Origin of the sequence: Bradyrhizobium manausense, assembly GCF_018129685.1 — a bacterium.
Lineage (GTDB): Bacteria > Pseudomonadota > Alphaproteobacteria > Rhizobiales > Xanthobacteraceae > Bradyrhizobium > Bradyrhizobium manausense_D.
The window spans coordinates 181,219-204,077 of record NZ_JAFCLG010000004.1 but is presented as its reverse complement, the minus strand read 5'-3'; the positions used below and the strand labels follow the sequence as shown (position 1 = coordinate 204,077).

Below are 22,859 nucleotides of genomic sequence, written 5' to 3'. Positions count from 1 at the left end.
GCGGTTGGACCGCCCGATCGCCAATGAGCGGCTCGGCTGGTTCGGAAACGTGCCGAGGAAAGCGCCAGGCAAGGCGGCGTCCCTCGACGATGGGGTTGAAGCCTCCTTGCCGAACGTGTCGCGGCAGTCGCACGCGAACCAGCCGTCCCTACAGCTCGCGCAACCCGGCAAACAGCGCCTCGAATTCGCTATCCACCCGATAGAACAACGCGGGTCGCCCCAACGGCGCCGCGACCGATATCTCCTGTCCGCCTGTGAATGACTGACCGGTCCAGACATGAATCCAGTCCGTCCCCGCCGGAAGGTAGAGGCTGCGCTGATCCTGCGATGCCTGCCAGACCGGCGCGACAAGCAGATCGCGGCCGTAGAGATAGCAATCCTGAATGCCGAAGGTCCGCCGGTCGTCTTCGTGATGAAGAAACAGCGGACGCTGGACCGGAAGGCCCCGGCGCGCAGCTTCCAGCGACAACGTCCTGAGATAAGGCGAGAGGTGAACGTAGATCGCAGTCATTCTGGCAAAATGCGCGAGCACCGCGGGATCGCCGTCGAGCTGCAGATTGTCACGCGGCCTGTTGCCTTCGTGGCTGCGCATGACAGGCGTGAAGGCCGCCATCTCGCTCCAGCGCATCAAGAGCTCGGGCGTGCGAACGTTGCCATACAGGCTGGTATAGCCGCCGATGTCGGAGTGGTGAAACGCGTTGCCGAGCAATCCCGACGACAGGGCGGCGCAGATCACCGTGACTAACCCATCGTGCCTGGAAAAATCGACCGATTGATCGCCGGCCCAGAGCCACGGGCACCACTTCTGTACGCCCGTGAAGCCGGAGCGCATGAAGAACGCGGCCTCGCCGGTGCGGCCGCGGCTGGCCACCGCCTTCGCGTTCACTTCGGCCCACAGGGTCGGCCAAAGGTTGTGCGCAAGCCTTGCATCGATGCCGCTGGCAAGACGCACGTCGACCGGCAGGTACTCGCCGAAATCTGCCATCCAGCCGGACAGGCCATAATCGAGCATCTTCTTGCCGATGATCTCCTCGGAGAACCAGGCGGCTGCGTCCGGATTGGTGAAATCGACGGTGCCGCAATGAAACTCGCCAAAGTCGATCAGGGCCGTTCGTCCTGATTCATCCTTGACGAAGTAGCCGGCATTCTCGGCCTCCTCGAACAGGACGCCATCGTTGCAGAGATACGGGTTCACGTAACCGAGAAAGCGGATGCCCTGATCGTTCAATTCGGCAATGCGCTGCCGCAGGCCCGGATAGCGCGTCTCGTTTGCCTTCCAGTCCCAGAACAGCCGCGCGCCGAATGCCGTCGGACGGATCCCGACCCAATCTTCGCACCAGAGACCGGACACCTTGACGCCGGCCGCGCGCATCGTGGCGAGACGCGCGAACGAGTTCGCGCCATCCTTCAGGCCGATGATCGCGCCGTTGTAGATCCACTCCGGAAGCGGAGGTTGGCGGCCGAAACGGGCGGACAGCAGCTCGACGAGCGCGACGAAGGTCGGTGCGGCCAACAGCTCGATGCGTTCGGGAACGGACCAGACCTCGATTTCGTGAAACGAAGGCTCGCGAAAATCGAAGACGCTGTACGCAGACGTATCGACGTGAAGCGCATAGCGTTCGGACGACACATAGGTCGGTTGCGGATAGTTCGTGTGATAATAGTCGCCGCCGGCCTCGCCCGCGACGTCGGCCTTGAAGGTGATCTCGCTGGTCTTGTCGCGCCCGACGCCGGGCTCGGAGCTCCACAACGGAAACCGCCGACCGCGCAGGTCGAAATAGGAGAATTGCTCGCCGCAGCCCCAGACATGCTCGTCACGATCGGCCGCGACGCGCAGCCAGAATCGGTTCACGGACGGATCGAGCGAGCGCAATGCCAGTGCGTCGCCTTCAAGCGTCACGGCGAGGCGCGGAGGCTGGCCCTTGGCCGCCGACAGCATGATCGTGTCGCCGTCGATCTCGGCATACGCGAGCGGACAGCGTTCGGCCAGGCGATCCTCGATCGCGAAGCGACCGCGATGCATCTTGATGCTGTCGTTGCCGCGGCCGACGAAGAAACAGGGCGCTCCGGCGCCGTGCACGAGGATCCGGCGACCCGATATGGAAATTGCGAAGCCAGACGGGGTCGCCTCGAGTTTCAGGGTCATTCGTCTTGCCTCAAATCAGCCCTTGATGCCACCTGCGGTGAGCCCCGAGACGACGCGCTCCTGGAACATCACGATCAGGGCCGCGACGGGCACGATACCGACGACGAGCGCGGCCGAAATCACCGGCCAGGGAAACGCAAACTCGCCCTGGTAGAGCTGGATCCCGACCGGCAGCGTCCGCAATGCCGGATTGGAGTTGAACGACAGCGCCAGCAGGAACTCGTCCCAGGCGTTGACGAAAGCGAGGATGCCGGCAGTGAAGACACCCGGCGCCGACAGCGGCACCACCACCCTGAACAAGGCGCCAAACCGCGTGCAGCCGTCGATCATGGCGGCATTCTCCAGATCGCGCGGGATGCCTTCGAAGAACGACGTCAGCACCAGGGTGCACACCGGCAGGCTCAGCACGGTGTAAGGCAGGACCAGCGCCGTCCAGGAGTTGAGCAAATTGAGCGCTCGCATGGTCTCGAACAAGGGCACCAGCAGCGTCACCAGCGGAAAGGTCGAGACCGCGATGATGACGGACATGATCAGTCCCCTGAACCGCAGGTTCAGCCGCGCCAGCGCATAGGCCGCGAGCACTGAAACCATCAGCGTGAGCGCGGTCGAGAGCAGCGCGACCATGAAGCTGTTGAACAGGAAGGTGAGCAGCGGCTGGTCGGAGAATGCCTGGATGTAGTTCCGCAGGGTCGCTGCATGCGGCAGCCAGGTGATCGGCTTTTGCGTGAGCTCCGCCTCAGTCTTGAACGAGGTCAGCAGGATCCACAGCGCCGGGAACAATCCGTTCACGACGAGAATGAGCGCGGCGATGGCCCGCAATGGCTTGCCTGACAAGGCCGAGCCGAGCGCAGAGGCGACGGCCGCACTCATGATGCAGCCCCGCTGCCGCGAATCATGCGCAGGTAAAGTGCCGTGACCAGCATCGACAGGCCGAACATCACCACCGCGAGCGCCGATCCGTAGCCGAGGTCGAGGAACGACACGGTATTCTGGTGGATGTACATGGCAAGCGTCGCGGTTTCGGTGCCCGGCCCGCCGCCGGTCATCATGTAGGGAATGTCGAAGGTCTGCAGCGCGGTGATGGTGCGGAAGATCAGCGCGACCACGATGGTAGGCTTCAGCAACGGCAGCGTGATCTCGAAGAACTGGCGCACGCGCCCAGCACCGTCGACGTCGGCGGCCTCGTAAAGCGAACGCGGAATGGTCTGCAAACCCGCGAGAATGATCATCGCCATGAAGGATGACGCCTTCCAGATGATGGCAAGGCAGATCGCGGCGAAGGCAAGCCGCGGCGAGTTGAACCAGATCACGCCGGGCAGGCCGATCCGGTTGAGCACATCGTTCACGACGCCGTACTCGGAATGGAAAAACCATCCGAAGATCAGACCGGCAAAAGAGAGCGGAAGCGCCCATGGGATCAGCAGCGAGAGCCTCACGGGCCACTTCATGTGGAACGGCAGATTGGCGAGCAGCGCAAGCGCGAACCCGACGAGGAGCGAGCCGGGCACGGTGATGAGCGTGATCAGCACCGTGTTCCAGGTCGCCTGCCAGAACACGGGATCATCAGGCATCTGCCTGAAGTTCGCGAGCCCGGCGAACCGCGCCGGCAAGCCCGACGTCAGCGACAGGTCGAGAAAGCTCGTGTAGATCAGCCGGCTGACCGGATAGACGATCATCACGCCGAGCAGAATCGCCGCGGGTGTCAGCAGCATCACGGCAAGCGTGGTGTCGTCAGGATCGGACCAGCGCGACAGCCAACTACGCCTTGCAGCAGGGCGATCGGCCTCGCTCTTGAACGTCGATGTGGTCGTCATAGGGTCCGATCCGGATTGCCAGAGGCCTCTTAGCGGATGATCCGCTTCAGTCGCGCCTCGATCTGGGCGGCGCCATCCGCCGGCGTGGTCGCGCCCGCAAGCACCGCGTTGACCGTGGTCCGGATCGCTTCACTGACTTCGTTGTAGCGCGGGGTCACCGGCCGTGGTTTTGCCGTCTCGACGATGCTCTGTGCATCGGCGAACCACGGCACCGCCTTGGTCACATCGGCGTCCTTGTAGAGATTGCCGTAGGTCGGCAGCAACGAACCGTTGATGGCCATGTATTTGGAGACCTCGGGGCTCGAGAGATAAGCCACCAGCTTCTTCGCTTCGTCCTGGTTCCTGGAAAAGGCGGAAACGCCCCATTCCCAACCGCCAAGGCACGTCGCCTGTTCACCGCCCTTGATCGCCGGAAGCCGCGCGACGCCGACCTTGCCTGCGACCGGGGACTCGGCGCCCTGCGACATGGCCCATGCATAGCCCCAGTTCACCGCGAACAGGACGTTGCCGGCCTGGAACTCCTTGCGCGTATCGTCGGTCGCGACCTCGGCAATGTTCTTCTTGGCAATGCCGCTGTCGGCAAAACCCTTCCAGAGCGCGAGCGATTTGGTCGCCGCCTCGCGATCGAAATCGAGCTTGCCGTCCTTGGTCACCACCTTGCCCTGGCTCCAGTACGGGACGAGGAAGGTGCAGACCGCGCCTTCGATCGCCTTGCCCTGGAATGACAGACCCTGCAGGTTCGGATTCTTCTCGCCGTCCGCGACCTTCTTCGCGGCGTCCGCGAGCTCGTCCCAGGTTTTCGGCGGCTGAAGCCCGTATTTGTCCAGCAGATCCTTGCGATAATAGAGGAACATGGAATCGGCAAAGGCGGGTAGCGCCACCACCTTGCCGTCGACCGTGTTCGCCTCGGCATAGGCACGCAGATAGGACGACATGTCGCTTGCGATCGGGCTGGTCCAACCTGCCGCCGCAAACTGCGCCGGGCGGATCACGTCGAGCATCAGCACGTCGAGCGAGGAGTCCTTCGCCGTAAGCACCGTGTTGAGATATTGCGCTTGCATGTCCGAGGTCGTACCGCCGAGCTCGATGCTGACCTTGATGCCGGGATTGCGCGCTTCGTACTGATCGAGCAGCGTCCGCCAGATGGCGGGCTGCCCCTGACTCGTGACGAAGACCTTCAAATTGGTCTCGGCGGACGCGCCGGTTGCAAATACGAATGCTGCACACCCGAGCAGCAATCCCGCCATCCTCGAAATGCGTCCTGAAATCATGCGGTCCTCCCGGAAAAAATCGCCGCTTGCTTGCGGCTTGGTTGGCTTGCCGTTGTGGTCTGCTTGCGCACTCTTTACTGCAGGGCGCGCTCCGTCTCGGCATCGAACAGGTGAATCTTCGCAGGGTCCAGCCCCAGCTTGATCACCTCGCCGGCGCGCGGGCGCAGCTCGGGCGGCAGCCGCGCGGTCAATGTCGCGCCGCCCACCGCAAAATGCACCAGCGTATCGGAACCGAGCGGCTCGACGACCTGAACCTGGCTGTTCAGGCCGACATCAGACGTCAGGGGCGTGAAATGCTCGGGCCTGATGCCGACGATGAATTCGCGCCCGTCGGCCGCCGCGAGTTTCGTGCCGGCGCGGCCCGCAAGCGGCAGGCGATTGCCGTCGGCGAAATCGAGATAGCCCTGGGCGGCCCTGGCCTTCGCAAAATTCATCGAGGGAGCACCGACGAAGCCGCCGACGAAAACGCTCGCCGGATTGTTGTAGACCTGGTCGGGTGTGCCGATCTGTTCGATGTCGCCACCGCGCAGGATGACGATGCGATCGGCCAGGGTCATCGCCTCGACCTGATCGTGGGTCACATAGACGATGGTGGTCCCGATCGTCTGGTGCAGCCGCTTGATCTCCGTGCGCACCTGCCCGCGCAATTTTGCGTCGAGATTGGACAGCGGTTCGTCGAACAGGAAGACCTGCGGCCGCCGCACGATGGCGCGGCCCATCGCGACCCGCTGACGTTGACCGCCGGAGAGCTGTCCCGGCCGCCGATCGAGCAGATGGCTGATGCCGAGCATCTCCGCCGCATCCGCGATCTTGGCGTCGGCGTCCGCCGCATTCGCGCCGCGCACCTTCAGGCTGAAGCCCATGTTCTCGCGCACCGTCTTGTGCGGATAGAGAGCGTAGTCCTGAAACACCATGGCAATGTCGCGCTCGCGCGGCGGCAGATCGTTGACGATGCGATCGCCGATCCGGATCTCGCCGCCGGTGATGCGTTCGAGGCCGGCGATCATGCGCAGCGTGGTCGACTTGCCGCAGCCGGACGGACCAACCAGCACGACGAACTCGCCGTCCGTGATCTCGAGGTCGATCGCCTTGACGACACGAAACGTGCCGTAGCTCTTCTCAAGCTTGCGCAGGCTGACCGAAGCCATGAGCCCTCCCGTCCGGCGGTTCTTGAGCCGCGGTGATGGTTCATAGTAGCGCTGCGATTTCTAGAAATCAACGCCGTCGCGACGCCAGCGCAATCGAGCGGAATAGAAGGCAGACCATCGCCATATCTTGCTGATAATGATGGCTATATCTATCGCTGGGCGGAATGCGGTTGTGCCGTTCCAGACCTTCGGCTACATAATAGCGCTATTATCTTGAGCATGATCGCAATGGCGGCACCGAAGCCCATACGCACCCGGCGCAAGATGCAACGGGTCACGATCATGGATGTGGCGGCGCGCGCAGAGCTGTCGCCCTCCACGGTGTCTCTCTACTTCCGAAAGCCCGATGCGGTCTCGGCGGCGGCGAGCGAAGCGATCGCACGCGCCATCGACGCGCTCGACTACGTGCCGAACCTGATGGCCGGCGGCCTGGCGGCGGCCTCATCGCGCGTCGTCAGCATCATCGTGCCATCCGTCCGCAACGCGTTCTTCGCCGAGACCGTCGCAACCCTTCAGGACGAACTCGGCAAGCATCGACTCCAGGTGATGCTCAGCCACACCGAGTACCGGGAACACGACGAGGAGAGTCTGGTCCGCACGGCTCTGTCCTGGACGCCCGCCGCTGTCGTTTTGACCGGCCTCTCTCACAGCACGGCAACGCGCAGGCTGCTCCGCGACAGCAAGGTGCCGATCGTCGAAATCTGGGAGCTTGGTTCCCCGACCATGGACATGGCGGTCGGCTTTCACCACGACCAGGTCGGCCAGGCGGCTGCGTCGCATCTCGTCCAGCGAGGACGCAAGCGATTGCTGTTTCTGGGCGCCCGCCTGCACGAGGATCGCCGCGCGGCACGGCGTGCCCAGGGTTTCGTGGAGACAGCGCGCGATGCCCCTGATGTGACTGCGGACATTATTCAGCATCCCGCGCCGGCAAGCGCCGAGGTCGGGGCCATGCTGCTCGGCGAGGCCCTGCATCGCTTTCCGAACGTCGACGGCATCGCCTGCTCCAACGACCATATCGCCCTCGGTGTGATCTTCGAATGCCAGCGGCGCGGCATTAGCATCCCCGGGCGCCTGTCGGTGGTGGGCTTCGGCGATTTGAGCTTCAGCGCGGCCGCAAATCCGTCGCTGACGACGATCCGCCCGCCCGGCGACCTGATCGGGAAGGAAGCCGCCCGGCTGATCATCGCAAGGATCGCGCACCCCGACACCGAGCCGGAACGGACCGTCATCGACACGCGCTTCAACCTGCTCCACAGGCAGAGCAGTTGATCATCGAGCGGTCGATCGGGTTGTGCAGCCGGTCGCGCTCGTTGACAACACGGCCGCATTTCGGTACCAATCATAATAGTACGAATACGTATTAAATCGACTGACACTATTCGGGGCGATTTGGCTCGGTCCTGGACGGGGTATCCATGATGCGCTCTTCGTTGGGATGGCTTCTCGCGGCTGCAACGAGCCTGGCCTTGCTGGCCCCAGTGCCGCGCGCTCAGGCGCAACCAGCAGGGCAACCAACCCGAATTGCCATTGCCATGTTCGGGCCGCATCCCACGCTGCAGCAGGTTGTCGAAGGCTTCAAGCAAGAGATCGCCGCTCAGGGGATCAACGCGGTTTACGACGAAGGAAATGTCAATTTCGACCGTTCGCTGGCGCCGCAACTCCTGACCCGGTTAGCTGCCGCCAATCCGGCGCTCATGCTGACGGTCACGACTCCGATGACACAAGCCGCGCGCCAAGTCCTCGCCAGCCGTACCTTCCCGATCGTATTTGCCCCGGTCACGGACCCCGTGTCCGCCAAGCTCGTCCCGTCCTGGGAGCATGGCGACGCGCTGATGACCGGTGTGTCCAACATTCCCGATCTGGATGCGACCTGCGACTTCATCAAGGTGCTGCTTCCCTCGGCGACACGGCTCGGAATCGCCTACAATCCCGGCGACGACAGTGATGTGGCCTTCGTCAACAGGTTGGAAAAGATCGTTGGCTCCCACGGGCTGCAACTCGTCAAAGTTGGCATCGACAATGCCAACGACATCGCACCGCGCCTGCAATCGCTGCAGGGGCGGGCTGATGCGCTGTTTGTGCCTGCATCGAGCTTGCTCCAGCCGGCGGCGGCGACGATCGCGTCGGTGACCAATCGCATCAAGCTTCCCGTGTTCAACAGCAACACGACGCAAGTGGTCGACCACCAGTTTCTCGCGGCGCTGTCGGTGGACTGGAGCCGCATCGGCGTCAATGCCGGCCGCATGGCCGCAGACATTATCAAGGGCAGGAAGCCGGCCGACCTGCCTGTATCGCTGCCATCGCGTGCCGATCACGAGATGAAGATCAGCGCGCGTCGCCTGAGTGATCTCGGGCTCACGCTTCCGGATTCGTTGAAGAACTGCGACTGCGTGGTCAAGTAGTTCGATTCACGGCGCGGCCTGGTAAGCCCGGCTGAAGCGAGCGCGAAGCCAATGATTCAACTGCATGATGCAAGAGTCGTGTTCGGTCCAGGTACGCCCGACGAGAAGGTCGCGCTGGACGGCCTGAACCTGTGTTTGGGCGAAGGCAGCTTCACCGTCGTCGTAGGTGCGAACGGCGCCGGAAAGAGCACACTGCTAAACGTGTTTGCCGGCTCGATCGTCCCGCTTGGCGGACGCCTGCTCATTGACGGGACCGATGTAACGTCGTGGCCGGTCCATCGGCGCGCGGCGATGGTGTCCCGCGTGTTCCAAGATCCGATGTTGGGCACCGCCCCCAGCCTCACAGTCGAGCAGAACCTCGCGCTTGCCGACATGCGTGGCAAGACCCGTACGCTGTCGATGGCCCTTGACCGTAGACGTCGGCATCGTTTTGCCGAACAGCTTGCCGCTTTCGGCCTTGGTCTTGAATCGCGCATGACGGCTCTCGCCGGCACGCTTTCCGGCGGTCAGCGTCAGGTGCTGGCTCTGATCATGGCCACCCTCAATGCGCCACGCTTGTTGTTGCTCGACGAGCACACGGCCGCGCTCGACCCTCGCACGGCCGCGCTGGTGATGGACGCCACGCGGCGCGTAGTTGGTGCCCAACGACTTACGACATTGATGATTACCCACAACATGCAGCACGCTGTCGACTATGGGGATCGGTTGCTGATGATGGACGCGGGCAGAATCAAGCTTGACGTGGCAGGAGACGAAAAGGCCGAGCTTGGCGTCCCGGAGATCGTGCAACGCTTTGGCATGGCGAGCGATCATGTGCTTTTGCAAACCGTAGTTTGAGACGCATCCGATGGAATTTTTCTCGGTTTACTTCAATCTCATTCCGGTGACCCTGGTCCAGGGACTTGCCTATGCCTTCGTGGCGACGGGCATCATGATCCCTTTCCGTTTGATCAATCTGCCCGATCTGTCGAGCGAAGGTACCTTTCCGCTTGGCGGCTGCCTGGTTGCGACCCTGATCGCAGCTGGACTGCATCCCGTTCTGGCTACCCTGTTGGCCGCTTGCTGTGGCTTTGCAGCGGGCGCCGGCACCGCGCTGATCCACCTCAAGTTCAAAGTGCACTCTCTGTTGGCTGGTATCCTCACCGTCACCATGCTGTGGAGCTTGAATCTGCGAATTATGGGCAAGCCAAACTCTGCATTGTTCGGGCTGCCAAACGTCTTCGACTGGCTGCATCCGGCCATCGCCGGCAGCCTGCTTCTGCAGTGCCTGTTCTTTCTCGTCCTGCACATTTTGCTGATCGGCTTGTTGTGGTGGGGTCTGCAAACTCACGCGGGTCTGGCCTTGCGCGGCGTCGGTGCCAACAGCCAACTTGCTCCCTCTCTCGGCATCAATGCGGTGCGCTACACCGTATTCGGATTCGGGATGGCCAACGCCATCACCGCATTTGCCGGAGCTTTGATCGCGCAAAGCCAGGGGTACGCCGACGTGAGCATGGGTCTTGGCCTGCTGGTCAACGGCCTCGCGTCCGCCATCATCGGAGAGGCTATCACCGGACGACGGCACCTGCTGGCGCAACTCTGTGCGCCGGTGGTCGGTGCGGTCGCGTACTATCAACTCGGCTCGGTTGCCCTCTCCCTGGGTTTGGCGCCGTCAGATCTCAAATTCGCGACAGGACTTTTCGTCCTCATGACGATTGGATGGCCCGTTTTGACTGGAAAACGGCCGGGCGCAGCTCTCAACGCATGATATGCCCATGATGCTTCCAATTCCGGCGAGACATCGTTTCACCGTCCTTGAGGATCCCACCTGGCCCGGCACCTCGGTGCACGATTTGGCTTGCAGTCTGCTCGACTTCGATCGCTGAAGGATCTCAAATGCGCATTGGCATCATTGGCTATGGCTACATCGGCAGGCATGTGGCACATGCAATTCTCGAACAACCCCAACATGGACTGGAACTGGCGTTCGTCCACGCGCGCAAGCCCGAAAAGCTCGCCGGATTGCCAGATGACTGCCGCGCAGAGCGGCTCGACGATATTGACCGTTTCCATGCAGAATTGGTCGTTGAATGCGCGCATCCCGACGTGACGCATCGCTATGGCGCTCGCTTCCTGCAACAGGCAGACTACCTGCCGCTGTCCGTTAACGCATTGGGCGACGCGCGCACCGAGGCTGCGCTCCTCGAGTCGGCACATCGTCATGGTCATCGATTGCTGATACCGCATGGCGCCCTGATCGGCCTCGACAATCTTGTCGAAGTGCGAGGCAACTGGGCCGAGGCGACGATCACCTTCCGGAAGCACCCCAAGAATATCGATTTCACCGACGCGGGGATCGATCCGACGGACATTCGCGACATCAGCATACTCTATGACGGGCCGGTACGGGGCATTACCCGTCTGTTTCCGCGCAACGTCAACACCATGGCGACCTTTGCCCTGGCGACGGTCGGGATGGACCGCTGTCGCGCTGTTCTGGTGGCCGACCCGTCGCTCGATGTGGCGATCGCCGAAGTCCGCGCCGTCGGGATCGATGGATCGATCCACGAGTCCCGCAAGGTCGTCCCCGTCGTGGGGGTGTCGGGGACCGAGATGCTCGCCTCACAACTGGGCTCTGTTTTGCGCGCCGCAGGCACGCGGCTTCCAGGGCTCCAATTCGTGTGAAGTGGCCTTGTCCAGAACGCCAATCTTTCCTGTTTCGCCCAACCACGCCTCCATCAATCTCCCAAAAGTCGATGAGACCCGTCAACGCGCGAGGATGCACTCAAGTTGGACTACGGCTTTGACAAAGAAATCGACATTTAAGCTTCTTCACCATTTGCCACATTTGCTGCGCCGTGCTCACTTTGCGGCGGAAGCCGCGTTCGTACAGATGCATGGCAACGCGGTCACCTCGCCCCAGCTTGCGCTGCTGTCAGCCGTTTTGAGCCAACCCGGCTCTTCGCAAAGCCAGGCAGCGCAAGCGATTGGTCTCGACCTCAATACCTGCAGCGATCTTGTGACCCGAACGATCGCCAAGGGGCTGCTGGTCCGCGAGCGTTCCAGCGTCGACGCACGCAACTTTTGTCTTCAACTGACCGAAGAAGGCATGCGGGTCGCTCGCGATGGAGTTGCAGGTGCACCAGCCTATCAGGCGGCGGTCGCGCATCGCTTGACCACCGAGGAACTGAAACAATTGATAACGCTGTTGCGTAAGCTGTTGGGTTTTACGTAAGCGTCGATCACCCCGAAGGGTCTTCAGCCTCTCGCGCCCGCCGACGACAGGCGCAGCCGCTCACGCTCGATCGGCGGCCACGCGATTTGCCGTCGTAGTCGAGCGCCTATTGAGGGCGGAAGCTAAACGTTCGGTTTGCGCAAAAAAAGCTGCCGATGTCGTGTGACGGGACCTCGAAGCCTCTGTTGGCGGTCATGATGGATCCAGCGGGTTGACAAGGCTTGACCGGTATCATTCTACGCTGGCCCGCGGCCATTCGTTACCTTCGCAAATCACGAGGCCCAAGGCCAATGCCCCCCGGCTAGCGAGTCCATAGGAACAAGGTATTGGCGCGATCGCTCCGTCTAGCCGGTAATCGGGCCCTGACGCACGGCGTATAATGTGATCTTCGAAGCCCGACTGTAGTAAGGTCGCGTCGTCTCGACTTGCAGGTAGGAAGCATTGCATTTTTGATGGCTCGGTCCGGAGCGCAAGCTAGGCTCCTGGTCGAGACACGTGGGGGAGCCAATGAGGCACTTGCCAGTTCTTGGTCATCTTGGCGCGCGAGCCGATATCGCGGCGGTAAGCCGCCCTCAATACCGCCGTCTGGTCTGGCTCGCCTCCTGGTTCGCCAAAGGCTACCCCAGATCGACGGGGCATCGCGCTGCGACCGCTTTGTCGCCGCTGGTCCCCACGCCGATGTTCGCGCTCGCGAAAGGCCAGAGAGAACTACGGCTCGACCTCTTCCGCGGCCTGGCCCTCTGGCTCATTTACATCGATCATGTTTCTCCCGACCTTCTGACCTGGGCCACGATCCGCAATTACGGGTTTAGCGATGCCGCTGAGATTTTCATCTTCATCTCTGGTTTTACGGCGGCTCTGGTCTACGGCCGCGCGACCTTCGAGGCTGGTTTCGTGATCGGGACAGCGCGCGTGTTGCGACGAGTCTGGCAGATCTACACCACGCATCTTTTGCTCTTTCTCGTCCTGATGGCCGAGATCGCCTTCGTCATTACAGTCTCAGAGAGGCCCGCGTTCTACATCCAGGAGATGGAGGTCGGCGAATTCTTCAAACAACCCGGCTCCGAAATGATCCAGGCGCTGCTCCTGCGATTCCGCCCGCTGAACATGGATGTCCTGCCGCTCTATGTCGTCCTGATGGCTTTTCTGCCGCTGGTCCTGCTGCTCGCGCGCCTCCACAAGGATCTGCCGCTCGCAGCGTCGGTCGCACTCTACATCCTGACTCTCCGATACGATCTGCATTTGTCGACCCACCCGGACGGATTTTGGTCATTCAATCCCTATGCGTGGCAATTGCTGTTTGTATTCGGCGCATGGTGCGCGCTCGGCGGCGGGAAACGATTATCGCCGATCCTCAATTCCCGGGGAGTCCTCTGGGCTGCCGTCGCCTATCTTGGCGCTGCGTTCTTCGTGACCATGACGTGGTATTTTCCGTCCCTCGAAAGCCTGATCCCCGGCTGGCTGTTGCGGCTCATCTACCCCATCAACAAGGCCGATTTCGACGTCCTGCGGTTTGCGCATTTCCTCGCATTGGCATTCGTCGCGCTACGCTTCGTGCCGGCCGGCTGGACGGGGCTGCAATCGAGCTGGGCAAAACCTCTGATCGTATGCGGGCAGTATTCGCTCCAGATCTTCGCCCTCGGGGTTGCCCTGTCCTTCGCGGGCTACGCGCTGTTGACCGAACTCGATGCCGGCGTCCTGCTGCACGCTGTGGTCGGCGTCGGCGGGATTGCCATCCTTTACGCCGTCGCGACGGTGTTCACCTGGTACAAATGGGCGATGTCCGGGCGGGAACGCGCCGAGACGCCTACGTCCAAGCTGACCACGCAAAGCGCCTGATGATGATCCAATCCAAACCACGGGACTGAATGCCATGGGAAAAGAGAGCGCGGACCTTTTTGTCGTCGAACGGGATTTGAGGCTCGACCTTTTGCGGGGGCTCGGTCTCTGGATGATTTTTCTCGATCACATCCCAGATGACGTCGTCGCCTGGCTTACGCTTCGCAATTATGGATTTAGCGACGCGGCCGAGTTCTTCGTCTTCATTTCGGGTTACCTGCTCGGGTTCATCTACGCTCCGATCGTGGCCGGAGGCCAGTTCCTTCCAGCATTGAAGCGACTGTGGCTGCGGGCCTGGCAAATGTATGTCGCTCACATCCTGCTGTTCCTCGCGTTCACTGCGCAGATCGCTCGCGCAGCCCGGAAGTGGGACAATCCGATGTACAAGGACGAGTTCAATGTTGCCAACTTCCTGGCACATCCTGACGAATTGATCGGCAAGGCTCTCACGCTGCAATACAAGCCCGTCGATCTGGATGTCCTGCCGCTCTATATTTCCCTCGTTCTGGTCGCGCCGTTCGTGCTGTGGTGCCTGGTGCGCCGCCCCAATCTGACTCTGGCCGGTTCGATCCTGCTCTACTTGCTGGCGCGTTACTTCGACTGGAACTTGCCGTCCTATCCAAAGGGAGCAACCTGGTATTTCAATCCCTTCGCCTGGCAGCTGATGTTCTTCTTCGGTGCCTGGTGCGGCTGCGGCGCCGTCGCACAGATCAAGCGATTGATTGAATCCCGCATCGTGCTTGCTATCGCGGTCACATGGATTCTTTTTGCCCTTCTCATCGTGATGACCTGGCACAGCGCGTTCCTAGAGTCGCTGATTCCGAAATGGATGATCAAGCTGATCTATCCGATCGACAAGACCGACCTGGACATGCTGCGGTTTACGCACTTCCTCGCTCTCGCCGTGATCGTATCGCGCTATCTCAACCGCGACTGGGCCGGGCTGAAGTCGATATGGCTCCGTCCACTGGTGCTGTGTGGCCAGCATTCGTTGCCGCTGTTCTGTCTGGGCGTATTCCTGTCCTTCGGAGTGCACTGGGTCCTGGTTCAGTGGAAGCATCAGGTGATCGAGCAGATCCTGCTCAGCGTCGGCGGCATGGCCATCATGACGGTTGTCGCCTGGCTTTTAGATCGCGCGCAAACGGTGCCGAACCTGTTCGTGGACGCCGGAGTGAAAAGAGAACAAGGCCAAAACACCCAATTGGCACCAGCGGCTGTGGTCGAATGAGAATCGAGAGCGCGCGAGTGAAGATTGGAGAAAGGCCCGGCAACGATCGGACATCGCGTGGCATCTCGCTGGAGCCGCTCGCCAGGAGCGCACGACGCGCCATCGCTCCCTCGAACATCGACGATGTCCTGCACTTGGCGTTTCTCGTGGCGTTGGTTTTCATCGCCTTCCACACGGTGACGGATTACGCGATTTCCAACGACGAGTCCGTGCAGCATCGCTACGGCGAACTGATCATCGCATATTACCAGAGCGGGTTCAGGCTGCGCGATGTGTTCACGTTCGAAAACCTCTATCTTTACGGCGGCCTGTTCGACGTTCTTGCAATTTCGCTGGGACACATCGTCCCCATCGATGTCTTTGAATTGCGTCATATCCTTTGCGCCATGATGGGGATCGCCGGCATTGCCGCCGCCGGCGCCACGGCGCGATTGATCGGCGGGCCGCGCGCGGGTCTTGTTGCGGTGGCGGCCCTCACATGTTGCGGTGCATGGTACGGGACCATGTTCAACCACACCAAGGACATTCCGTTTGCTGCGGCGATGGCGGGGGCAACGCTACTTCTAGTCAGGCTCGCACGCCAGCTGCCGTCGCCGCGCCCGTTCGACGTTGCGGCGTTCGGTTGCCTCGCCGGGGCGGCCCTCGGGGTGCGAAGCTACGGCTTGCTGCTCTTTGTCTATCTCGGGCTTGCGATCGCGATCAATTCGCCCTGGAGCGAAAGCTGGAGGGAGCGCCTGCGCTTTGCGGCAGCTTCCGTTTGGAGGACATGTCCAGCTCTGGCGATTGCCTATCTCCTGATGGTGCTGGCCTGGCCCTGGGCTGCGCTCTCGCCGCTCAATCCGATCCGAGGGTTGTTTGCGTTCTCCGAATTCCACTATGCGATCCGTACTTTGTTTGCCGGGCGCGTCTACGAGATGGCCGATGTGCCCCGGATTTATGTTCCTGGTTATCTCTTCTTTCGTGTGCCGCTCGTGACCCAGATCGGTGCCGGGCTGGCGCTGATGTCGCTGGGATGGCGCCCCGCCGGACCTGGCTCACAACGGCGCCGCGATCTCGCACTGCTATCGATCACCCTTCTGTTTCCGATCCTGTGCCAGGTGCTCGTTCACGGCCCAGCCTTCAGCGGCATGCGTCATTTTCTGTTTGTGCTTCCTCCGCTTGCGGCGCTCGCCGGTGTGGGCTTGAGCGATTTGCTCGACGCGATTGCTTTGCGAAGCCGCCATCTGACATCGGCAGCTGTTACGATCCTCTGTGTTTCCTTTCTGTGGGACGGCAGCATGTTGGCGAGGCTGCACCCTTACGAGAGCCTGTCCTACAATGCGCTGGTCGGGGGTCTTCCCGGAGCTTTCCGTCGGTACGATCTCGACTACTGGTTCAACAGCATGCCCGAGGCGATTCACAAGCTTGAGGCGTTGTTGCGCGAGGAGACAGCCGCTGACGCCGTGAAATCTACGAACATCTATTCTGTCGCCGTGTGTGGAGAACGTCTGCCATTCGATCGGAGTGTCACCCTTCCTCAATTGCGCTGGGATTTCAGGTCCGAATGGGACGAATCGGAATTCTTCATTGCTCCCACGCAGATGAACTGCGACCACGACCTCGATGGGAAGGTCGTCGCCAGCGTTGAACGATTCGGGGTCCCCATCGCTTATGTGAAGGATCGGCGTGCCATTGTGAAACGGCCGGTCTCCGATTCTGCGTCGCCCCTCGCCGGGCTCGAGCCCACCGGAAAGAATATCGCGCAAGCTGTTCCGTTTGATTGACGCTGATCGTGGTCTTGCCGGAAGCGTTTCTGTCGGCCGCCCGACGAGTCCGCTGGCAGCGACGTTCGCCGTGTGCACTCTTACGGCGTGGAAAAGGTAGCCTGTCTGCGGTGCGATTGGGAACCTTTGCCGCGACGCAGAATTCTCAAGACGCGGTTCACTCGGAGGCGCGTCGGACCGCGATCGTCGGTCGTATCGAAAGTTTCTGCGATTACGCCTCGGCCGGCCGAAAGGGCCTCCCGCGGTGATAATCGCCGCGACGGGCGTGGGCGAACCAACGACAATCGAGCCGAAGCACGCGCGCCCGCTTCCGAGCGGGCCTTCATTTTTTGGGGGGCCAATGGATCGACCGACACATCCAGACGACGCTCTGACGCGAGCGGCTGCGAGCCTGCGCCGCTCCCGCATAACCGAGGGCAAACCTTTTCCGCTGGGCGCGACATGGGACGGGCTTGGCGTCAACTTCGCGCTGTTCTCGGCCCACGCCACCAAAGTCGAACTATGCCTGTTCGACGACACCGGCACAACCGAACTCGAGCGGATCGAGCTCCCCGAATATACCGACGAAGTCTGGCATGGCTACCTGCCCGCGGCCCGCCCCGGCACCGTCTATGGCTATCGTGTTTACGGTCCTTATGAGCCGGACGCAGGACACCGGTTCAACCCAAACAAGCTGGTGCTCGACCCCTACGCCAAACAACTGGTTGGGCAATTGCGTTGGGGACCTGAATTGTTCGGCTATCAACTCGACCATGCCGACAAGGATCTGTCCTACGACGAGCGCGACAGCGCGCCGCTGATGCAGAAGTGCCGTGTCATCGACCCGGCCTTCACCTGGGGTCTCGCGCGCAAGCCCGAAACGACGTGGGAACGGACCATCGTCTACGAGATGCACGTCAAGGGTTTCACCCAGCAGCACCCGCTCGTTCCCGAGGCAGATCGCGGCACATTCTCCGGGCTCGCGCATTCGGAGGTGCCGTCCTATTTGCGCTCGCTCGGCGTCACCAGCGCGGAGCTGTTACCAATTCATGCGTTCGTGGACGACAGCTACCTCGTCGAGAAAGGCCTGCGAAACTACTGGGGCTACAACTCCATCGCCTTCTTTGCGCCGGAACCGCGTTACCTGAAGACGCCGTTCGCAAATGAATTCAAGGCCATGGTCAACCAGTTTCATGCTCACGGTATCGAGGTCATTCTCGACGTCGTTTACAATCACACGGCGGAAGGAAACGAGCTCGGCCCCACCTTGTCCTTCAAGGGCATTGACAATGTCAGCTATTACCGTCTGCTGCCGGACCAGAAGCGTTACTACATCAACGACACCGGGACCGGCAATACCGTCAATCTCTCGCACCCGCGCGTGCTGCAGCTGGTCGCGGATTCCCTGCGCTATTGGGCAACCGACATGCGGGTCGATGGCTTTCGCTTCGACCTTGCGACCATTTTGGCACGAGAACCATACGGTTTCGACGAAGGCGGCGGGTTTCTTGATGCATGCCGGCAGGATCCGGTGCTTTCCAGCGTCAAGCTGATCGCCGAGCCTTGGGACATCGGCCCGGGCGGTTATCAAGTCGGGCAGTTCCCCCCCGGATGGGCCGAGTGGAACGATAAGTTCAGGGACACCGCACGCGCCTTCTGGAAAGGCGATTCAGGCGCCCTTGCCGACTTCGCCAAGCGCATTTCCGGATCAGGCGATCTCTTCAACAAGCGCGGCCGCCGGCCCTGGGCGAGTGTCAATTTCGTCACCGCTCACGACGGGTTCAATCTCAACGATCTTGTCTCGTACAATGACAAGCACAACGAGGCGAATGGCGAGGGCAACCGCGACGGCCACAGCAATAACCATTCCTGGAACTGCGGCGCTGAAGGGCCGACTGATGATCCCGAGATCACCGCATTGCGGGAACGTCAGAAGCGCAATCTGATGGCCACGATGCTTCTCTCCCACGGCACTCCGATGCTGCTCGCGGGTGACGAATTCGGACACACCCAGAACGGCAACAACAACGCTTATGCGCAGGATAACGAGACCACCTGGCTCGACTGGATGGGCATCACCGCAAATGGCCGCAGCCTGCGCGAATTCACACGGAAGCTGATAGCCACGCGCAAGGCATTTCCAATTCTCTACCGCAGCCGCTTTCTGGTCGGCTCGTACAACGAGGAGCTGGACGTCAAGGACGTTACTTGGCTCTCGCCGTCGGGGGAGGAGATGACCAGCGAACAATGGCAGGACGGTAACGCCAGATGCTTTGGGATGTTGCTCGACGGCCGCGCGCAGGAGACAGGCATCAAGCGGCGCGGCTCCGATGCGACCATGCTGCTGATCTACAATGCCCATCATGACGTCGTGAACTTCACCTTGCCGCCCGTGGCTGACGGGCGGAACTGGCTAGGTCTGATCGATACCAATCAGCCCGAAACGCAGATGCCGTCCTTTGAGCTAGGGCACACCTACGCCGCGACTGGGCGGTCACTTGTGGTGTTTGGCCTTGCGACCGAGAACATTGCGACTCGTCGTCTGCGGCAAGGCCTCGGGGCACTGCTGGACGTCGCAGAGGCGCCCCTGCCCGACTAGCGACACATGATGAGCCCAGTCGACGCTGCGCCTTGACCGGTGACCCAGCCGCCGGTCGTCAGACAATGCATGAGAGAGGCCGCAGCGGTTGATCGCTGCGGTGCGCGGAAATGTCCTTTAAAGGAGCAGGCTTCAGCGACACCGCGGTTCGTCCGTCAGCCTCCGGGCCCGTCCTTCATGATGTAGCCCATCAGGTCGTCCACGTTGTGCTCCAGATCCCGGATGATGTTCTTGACGACGTCTCCGATCGAGATCACGCCGACGACCTTGCCCGCGTCCAGCACTGGCAGATGGCGAAAACCGCGCGCAGCCATCATTGCCATGCAGCTGTCCAGCCGATCGTCCGGCTTGATCGTGACCGGGTTGCCGGTCATCACCTCGCTCACCGGGGTCTGCTTCGCATCGAGCCCCGGCAGCAGCACCTTGATGGCGCAGTCACCCTGGGTCACGATGCCGACCAGCACTCCGTCGTCGATGACCAGCACCGACCTGACCCGATTGTCGCGCATTTGCCGCAAGGCTTCGACGACCATGTCTCCGGAACGGACATGGATCAGGGGGCCACTCTTCTGGGCCAGAGCGTTTTTTACCGTGCTCATCGATCTCCTATCGTGGGCCGTTTCGTGCCCGCCTTGAAGATTAGTCGAAATCTTCGTTGAGCATGCAACAAATCTAGTCCGGCAGCCGCGTGAGCCGCGGCCGCCACACGCCGAGAACAATGTTGGCCATCGCAATGGCCAAGAAAACCCAAAGCGTAGCGCTGCGGGTCCCCAATTCGCCGGCGAGCGTGGCGGGATCGCTGCCGCCGGCCAACGCTCGCGCGCTTTGCTCCGCCTCCTGTTGGAGCGGCCCAACCACGGACACGAATCCCCATTCGAAAACGAGGACGCCCATCGCGAGTTTTGCCCATGCCCAGCCGGCGTTGTGAAACGCTCTGTTCACGGCCATGGCCAGCAGACCGGCGACCAGCGTAAGACCGAGAGACGGCATGAAGATCCATGTCGCCACGGCTCCCGTGGCGATGCTGAGCGGCGCGTATTGCGTGATCGCGCTCGGCGCGGGCGCGTAGCCGGCCATGACGAGGAAGCAGGCGACCGCGCCGACAAGGCCGATCGCTCCCAGCGTATGAAGAAACTTCATCAACTTCCGCATGATTGACCGCGGTTCGCGAAAACCGGCCTATCGGGCCATCGACCAACTCCGAGCACCCATATCAGCCGCCCGGGGGATCTGCCGATCAAGCTGCCCTGGCGAGCCCGACCTCCGCCCAGATCTGTGCCAGCGCAGTTACCAGATGCTCGATATCGGCATCGGTGTGATGCGGCGACGGCGTGATGCGCAGCCGCTCGGTGCCGCGCGGCACCGTCGGGTAGTTGATCGGCTGTACATAGATGCCGTAGCGGTCGATCAGAACGTCGCTGATCTGCTTGCACAAGACGGGGTCGCAGACCATGACCGGCACGATGTGGCTGGGATTGTCCAGATGGGCGACGCCGGCTTCGTCGAGCCGCCGGCGCAGCCGCGCGACGCGATCCTGATGCCGCTCGCGCTCCGCCGCGCTCGATTTCAGATGACGAATGCTGGCCAGAGCCCCGGCCGCGACCGCGGGCGGCAGCGACGTGGTGAAGATGAAGCCGGAGGCAAAGCTGCGGATGAAATCGCAGATCGTCGCCGATGCCGCGACATAGCCGCCGATGACACCGAATGCCTTTGCCAGGGTGCCTTCGATCACGGTCAAGCGATGGCTGACGCCCTCCCGGTCGGCGATGCCGCCGCCCTTGGGTCCATAAAGGCCGACGCCGTGGACCTCGTCGAGATAGGTCATGGCATTGTGGGCGTCCGCGACGTCGCAGAGCTCGGCGATCGGGGCAATGTCGCCATCCATCGAATAGACCGACTCGAAGGCGACCAGCTTCGGTGCGTGCGGGTCGAGATCGCCGAGCTTGCGTTCGAGATCGCGCGGGTCGTTATGCGCAAAGATCCGCGTCTCGGCGCGGCTGTGCCTGATACCCTCGATCATCGAGGCGTGATTGAGCTCGTCCGACAGGATCGTGCAACCGGGCATCCGCGACGCAAGCGTGCTCAGCGACGCCATGTTGGAGACATAGCCCGACGTGAACAGGAGTGCGGCTTCCTTGCCGTGCAGATCGGCCAGCTCCTTTTCCAGCAGCACATGGTAATGGTTGGTCCCGGCGATGTTGCGCGTGCCGCCGGCCCCGGCGCCGCAACTGTCGAGCGCGTCATGCATCGCCTCCAGCACGGCGGGGTGCTGGCCCATGCCGAGGTAGTCGTTGGAGCACCAGACGGTGACTTCACCCGCGCCACTCGGATGGTGATGTTTCGCGCGGGGGAACGCGCCCGCCTTGCGTTCGAGATCAGCAAACACGCGATAGCGGCCTTCGCGATGAAGACCCTCGAGCTGCCGGCGAAAATAGGCTTCGTAGTTCATGACGTCCTCCCCTTGATCGTTGCCGCCGGCTCGGGACAGATCGTATGAGCCGCCGTCAGGCCTTCTCTTGCCTGCTGCTCGCGATAGTTCTGGCGAAACTGGTCTTCGAGACGCTGCCGCGCGGAGGCTCCCTGCGACAGCTTCGGAGGCGCCGCATCGGAGCGCACATCCGCGAGCACGACGAGGTTGGGCGGCGCCGCGGTGGCCTTGGTGTCTCGTTCCTGTTCCATGGTGGTATCCTCCGGCGGGAAACCCGAGCGCATGCCCCAGCCCCACAGCGTCATCGCCGGCAACGGAAGCAGCATGAACCAATGCTCGACGACGCCGAGCGCAAACAGCGTCGACACCAGCGTCAGTCCGACGATGTCGAAAGGAGACACCGCGACTTCGACGATACGCTGGATCATGATGACGAGGGCCGCTGTCGCGAGCGTGACCGAGAGCGGAAAGAAGCCGCTGACCGGCCCATGCGTGAAGAACGTCTTCAGGAACCGCACCGCATCCGGCATCAGCTCGTCGTTGGTGACGGGAACGCCGAGGAAGAGGTTGATCTTGGCGCTTTGCCTGAGCACCCAGAGGGCCGCAAACGTCCACAGACCGACCTGGTTGGCGCCGGTCCAGGTCAAGGCGGCGATGGCCGCGCCGCAGGAGAGCAGCGCGAACTCGTGATAGAGGATGGCCTGCAGCGCAAGGCCGAGGCGCACCCGGCCGGCGGCATGCGCCGGACAAGGCTCCGGCCGGGGCCCCGTCAACCAGCCGGCGAGAAAGGCGATCTCCTGCGCGCCCCACAGCAGGATGGTGCAGGTGAAGGCCGTATATGCTCCGCCGACGCTGGTATCACCGGCGGTGAGCGCAAGGCCGCCGAGCGCCCCGGCAAGCAACCCAAGTGCGAGGAACGCTCGCGACAGTCCGAACCGTCCCGAACGTCCCACCAGCAACAGCACGGCCCCAGTGCTGAACCACCACACAAACGCAGCGTAGATGGGGGGGACCGTGTATGCGGCTAT

19 protein-coding genes are annotated in these 22,859 nt (G+C 62.0%); 10 read left to right on the top strand and 9 right to left on the bottom strand.

Annotated features, from left to right (window positions below; all coding sequences use genetic code 11):
• Positions 1–148: 148 nt before the first annotated feature.
• From JQ621_RS13530 to JQ621_RS13510, 5 genes are all read right to left on the bottom strand, one after another.
• Positions 149–2,140 (bottom strand): alpha-glucosidase, encoded by a 1,992-nt coding sequence (locus JQ621_RS13530; protein ID WP_409334227.1) that lies wholly within the window; start codon positions 2,138–2,140, stop codon positions 149–151.
• 21 nt (positions 2,141–2,161) lie between these two features.
• Positions 2,162–3,016: a carbohydrate ABC transporter permease gene (locus JQ621_RS13525; protein ID WP_212235200.1), complete on the bottom strand. Its 855-nt coding sequence runs from the start codon at positions 3,014–3,016 to the stop codon at positions 2,162–2,164.
• Positions 3,013–3,960 carry a carbohydrate ABC transporter permease gene (locus JQ621_RS13520; RefSeq protein WP_212235199.1) on the bottom strand — a complete coding sequence of 316 codons (948 nt, stop codon included), beginning with the start codon at positions 3,958–3,960 and terminating at the stop codon, positions 3,013–3,015. Before JQ621_RS13520 ends, JQ621_RS13525 begins: the two co-directional genes overlap by 4 nt.
• Before the next feature lie 29 nt (positions 3,961–3,989).
• Positions 3,990–5,207, bottom strand: a complete 1,218-nt coding sequence (locus JQ621_RS13515; protein ID WP_409334226.1) for an ABC transporter substrate-binding protein — start codon at positions 5,205–5,207, stop codon at positions 3,990–3,992.
• A gap of 98 nt (positions 5,208–5,305) precedes the next feature.
• Complete coding sequence (locus tag JQ621_RS13510; RefSeq protein WP_212235197.1) at positions 5,306–6,379, bottom strand: ABC transporter ATP-binding protein; 1,074 nt, start codon at positions 6,377–6,379, stop codon at positions 5,306–5,308.
• 228 nt (positions 6,380–6,607) lie between these two features.
• On the opposite strand from JQ621_RS13510, the gene JQ621_RS13505 reads away from it, so the two are divergent.
• The 10 genes from JQ621_RS13505 (at position 6,608) to glgX (ending at position 19,403) form a co-directional block, all read left to right on the top strand.
• The gene (locus JQ621_RS13505; RefSeq protein ID WP_249125258.1) at positions 6,608–7,648 is read left to right on the top strand and encodes a LacI family DNA-binding transcriptional regulator; all 1,041 of its coding nucleotides are present in this window, start codon (positions 6,608–6,610) and stop codon (positions 7,646–7,648) included.
• Between the two features lie 146 nt (positions 7,649–7,794).
• Positions 7,795–8,781, top strand: a complete 987-nt coding sequence (locus JQ621_RS13500) for an ABC transporter substrate-binding protein (protein WP_212235196.1) — start codon at positions 7,795–7,797, stop codon at positions 8,779–8,781.
• Between the two features lie 51 nt (positions 8,782–8,832).
• Positions 8,833–9,618 carry an ABC transporter ATP-binding protein gene (locus JQ621_RS13495; protein ID WP_212235195.1) on the top strand — a complete coding sequence of 262 codons (786 nt, stop codon included), beginning with the start codon at positions 8,833–8,835 and terminating at the stop codon, positions 9,616–9,618.
• 10 nt (positions 9,619–9,628) lie between these two features.
• Positions 9,629–10,528 (top strand): ABC transporter permease, encoded by a 900-nt coding sequence (locus tag JQ621_RS13490; protein WP_212235194.1) that lies wholly within the window; start codon positions 9,629–9,631, stop codon positions 10,526–10,528.
• 128 nt (positions 10,529–10,656) lie between these two features.
• Positions 10,657–11,445: an aspartate dehydrogenase domain-containing protein gene (locus JQ621_RS13485; RefSeq protein WP_212235193.1), complete on the top strand. Its 789-nt coding sequence runs from the start codon at positions 10,657–10,659 to the stop codon at positions 11,443–11,445.
• A 118-nt stretch (positions 11,446–11,563) separates the two neighbouring features.
• Entirely contained in the window at positions 11,564–11,995 is a 432-nt protein-coding gene (locus JQ621_RS13480) for a MarR family winged helix-turn-helix transcriptional regulator (protein WP_212235192.1), read from the top strand.
• A 678-nt stretch (positions 11,996–12,673) separates the two neighbouring features.
• A complete protein-coding gene (locus JQ621_RS13475; protein WP_212235191.1) occupies positions 12,674–13,834 on the top strand; it encodes an OpgC domain-containing protein in 1,161 nt (386 codons plus the stop codon).
• A gap of 34 nt (positions 13,835–13,868) precedes the next feature.
• Positions 13,869–15,062: an OpgC domain-containing protein gene (locus JQ621_RS13470; protein ID WP_212235190.1), complete on the top strand. Its 1,194-nt coding sequence runs from the start codon at positions 13,869–13,871 to the stop codon at positions 15,060–15,062.
• 17 nt (positions 15,063–15,079) lie between these two features.
• Complete coding sequence (locus JQ621_RS13465; protein WP_212235189.1) at positions 15,080–16,825, top strand: glycosyltransferase family 39 protein; 1,746 nt, start codon at positions 15,080–15,082, stop codon at positions 16,823–16,825.
• 340 nt (positions 16,826–17,165) lie between these two features.
• Positions 17,166–19,403, top strand: coding sequence for a glycogen debranching protein GlgX (glgX, locus tag JQ621_RS13460; RefSeq protein ID WP_212235402.1), 2,238 nt, complete (start codon positions 17,166–17,168; stop codon positions 19,401–19,403).
• A 155-nt stretch (positions 19,404–19,558) separates the two neighbouring features.
• Here the strand turns inward: glgX and JQ621_RS13455 are convergent, their stop codons facing one another.
• The 4 genes from JQ621_RS13455 to puhE form a co-directional block, all read right to left on the bottom strand.
• A complete protein-coding gene (locus JQ621_RS13455) occupies positions 19,559–20,002 on the bottom strand; it encodes a CBS domain-containing protein (protein WP_212235188.1) in 444 nt (147 codons plus the stop codon).
• A 73-nt stretch (positions 20,003–20,075) separates the two neighbouring features.
• Positions 20,076–20,555 carry a hypothetical protein gene (locus JQ621_RS13450; RefSeq protein WP_212235187.1) on the bottom strand — a complete coding sequence of 160 codons (480 nt, stop codon included), beginning with the start codon at positions 20,553–20,555 and terminating at the stop codon, positions 20,076–20,078.
• 85 nt (positions 20,556–20,640) lie between these two features.
• Positions 20,641–21,852: a 5-aminolevulinate synthase gene (hemA, locus tag JQ621_RS13445; protein ID WP_212235186.1), complete on the bottom strand. Its 1,212-nt coding sequence runs from the start codon at positions 21,850–21,852 to the stop codon at positions 20,641–20,643.
• Entirely contained in the window at positions 21,849–22,859 is a 1,011-nt protein-coding gene (puhE, locus tag JQ621_RS13440; RefSeq protein WP_212235401.1) for a putative photosynthetic complex assembly protein PuhE, read from the bottom strand. Before puhE ends, hemA begins: the two co-directional genes overlap by 4 nt.

Coding starts and splice junctions, on each gene's coding strand:
- JQ621_RS13525 (WP_212235200.1), bottom strand. CDS start 3,016: ATGAGTGCGGCCGTCGCCTCTGCGCTCGGCTCGGCCTTGTCAGGCAAG.
- JQ621_RS13520 (WP_212235199.1), bottom strand. CDS start 3,960: ATGACGACCACATCGACGTTCAAGAGCGAGGCCGATCGCCCTGCTGCA.
- JQ621_RS13515 (WP_409334226.1), bottom strand. CDS start 5,207: ATGGCGGGATTGCTGCTCGGGTGTGCAGCATTCGTATTTGCAACCGGC.
- JQ621_RS13510 (WP_212235197.1), bottom strand. CDS start 6,379: ATGGCTTCGGTCAGCCTGCGCAAGCTTGAGAAGAGCTACGGCACGTTT.
- JQ621_RS13505 (WP_249125258.1), top strand. CDS start 6,608: ATGGCGGCACCGAAGCCCATACGCACCCGGCGCAAGATGCAACGGGTC.
- JQ621_RS13500 (WP_212235196.1), top strand. CDS start 7,795: ATGATGCGCTCTTCGTTGGGATGGCTTCTCGCGGCTGCAACGAGCCTG.
- JQ621_RS13495 (WP_212235195.1), top strand. CDS start 8,833: ATGATTCAACTGCATGATGCAAGAGTCGTGTTCGGTCCAGGTACGCCC.
- JQ621_RS13490 (WP_212235194.1), top strand. CDS start 9,629: ATGGAATTTTTCTCGGTTTACTTCAATCTCATTCCGGTGACCCTGGTC.
- JQ621_RS13485 (WP_212235193.1), top strand. CDS start 10,657: ATGCGCATTGGCATCATTGGCTATGGCTACATCGGCAGGCATGTGGCA.
- JQ621_RS13475 (WP_212235191.1), top strand. CDS start 12,674: ATGTTCGCGCTCGCGAAAGGCCAGAGAGAACTACGGCTCGACCTCTTC.
- JQ621_RS13470 (WP_212235190.1), top strand. CDS start 13,869: ATGGGAAAAGAGAGCGCGGACCTTTTTGTCGTCGAACGGGATTTGAGG.
- glgX (WP_212235402.1), top strand. CDS start 17,166: ATGGATCGACCGACACATCCAGACGACGCTCTGACGCGAGCGGCTGCG.
- JQ621_RS13455 (WP_212235188.1), bottom strand. CDS start 20,002: ATGAGCACGGTAAAAAACGCTCTGGCCCAGAAGAGTGGCCCCCTGATC.
- JQ621_RS13450 (WP_212235187.1), bottom strand. CDS start 20,555: ATGCGGAAGTTGATGAAGTTTCTTCATACGCTGGGAGCGATCGGCCTT.
- hemA (WP_212235186.1), bottom strand. CDS start 21,852: ATGAACTACGAAGCCTATTTTCGCCGGCAGCTCGAGGGTCTTCATCGC.